Annotated in this window: 1 protein-coding gene; it reads left to right on the forward strand. The window is 72.9% G+C overall.

Going from position 1 to position 1,672, the window contains the following annotated elements; all coding sequences use genetic code 11:
• Window positions 1-161: 161 nt before the first annotated feature.
• Complete coding sequence (locus AC559T_RS12350; protein WP_498868788.1) at window positions 162-1,643, forward strand: transposase; 1,482 nt, start codon at window positions 162-164, stop codon at window positions 1,641-1,643.
• The last annotated feature ends 29 nt before the right edge of the window (window positions 1,644-1,672 follow it).

Here is a 1,672-nt window from a genome sequence, read left to right on the forward strand (position 1 = left end):
GGCTCTTCCCGGTTCGCCGGAGATCGTGTCTGTCCGGTGACTGCCGGCGATGGCCGGTTGTGACTGTGCGTAGCGCCGGTGATTCCGGGAAGTAGGACGCACCCGCCATTCGGCATGATCGCTCTTGCTGAAGGAAGTGATCGCCGAGTGGACGGGTGCGCGTGTTCGAGGGTAGCGGGCTGGTGTTGGCGGAGTTCCTGGGGTTGGCCGGGGTGGTGGTTACGGCGGTGGAGCGGGAGAGGGACGGTTCCTGGTCGCTGCATGTGGCCGGCCCGGTGGTGGCCTGCTGCCCGCGCTGCGGCGAGCCGTCGGGGCGGATCAAGGAGTTCGTCGGGCAGCGGCTGGCGCACCTCGTCGTCGCGCCGGCGCGGGTGACCGTCCACAAGCCGCGGTTGTTCTGTGACCAGTCCGGCTGCGAGCAGGGCAGTTTCGTCGAGAGCGGGCCGCTGGCGGCGCGGGGCGCGCGGGTGTCGACGGTGGGGCGGAAGGCGGTCGGCCACCTGGTCGGGGACTGGGGGGTGCCGGTCAGCAGGGTCGCTGGTGCGGTCGGGGTGGCCTGGTGCACGGCCCAGGACGCGTTCGCCGTGGTCGCCGACGCGGCGGGGGTCGTGGCCCTTGGCCCCGTCGGCGAGGACACGGTCGTTCCCGGCGCCGAGGACGGGGTCACGGAAGCCGGCGCCGACGCGGCCGAAGGGGAGGGCGGCGGGCCGGTGAGGCGGTCGGTGTCCGGGCCGTTGCCGCCGGTCGGGGTGCTCGGGCTCGACGAGCACCGCCGGGGCCGCCCGCGGTATCACCGCGACCCCGACAGCGGCCGGTGGGTCGAGGACGCCGACCGTTGGCTCACGGTGTTCGTCGACCACGCCGGCCACGGCCTGCTCGGCCAGGTCGAGGGCCGGACCGTCGCCGGCACCGCCGCCTGGGTCCTGTCCCAGCCCGCTGCCTGGCGGGCCGGGATCTGGGCCGTCACGATCGACATGTCGACGGTCTACAAGGCGGCGGCCCGGGCCGCGCTGCCCGACGCCATGCTCGCGGTCGACCCCTTCCACGTGACCCAGCTCGCGAACAAGATGATCGGCGACGTCCGCCGCCGGGTCACCCAGGAGCACCACGGTCGCCGCGGCCGCGCCGACGACCCCGAATACAAGATCAAGGGACTGCTCGTGCGCCGGGAGGAGGCCCTCTCCCCGGCCGCCCGCGGCCGGCTGCTGTGTACCCTGTCCGACCTTGGCGACCGCGGCCGGCAGATCACCGCCGCCTGGCGCGCCAAGGAGCTCCTGCGCGCCGTGCTCGCGCTCGCCGCGCACCGCTCCGGCCACCCGATCACCCGCTCCGACGTCTCCAACGCCCTGACCAGGTTCTTCACCTACTGCGCCACCGTCGGCGAGACCGTCCCCGAGATCACCGTCCTCGCTGAGACGATCTCCAAGTGGCGTGCCGAGATCGCCAACGCGGTCCTCCACTCCCTGTCCAACGCGGCCACGGAGGGCGTCAACCGGCTCGTCAAGCTCGTCTACCGGACCGCGTTCGGCCTGCGCAACGTCACCAACCAGCAGCTCCGCGCCCGCTACTTCGCCTCCCGCGCGACCCGCCCCACCTGGCTACACACCGTCAACCACCCCGCCGCAGGCGGCGTGATCAGCTGACTACAGATTCCGGCCAACTGGGAAAAGCC

Origin of the sequence: Frankia sp. Hr75.2 (assembly GCF_949319125.1) — a bacterium.
Classification (GTDB): Bacteria; Actinomycetota; Actinomycetes; order Frankiales; family Frankiaceae; genus Parafrankia; species Parafrankia soli.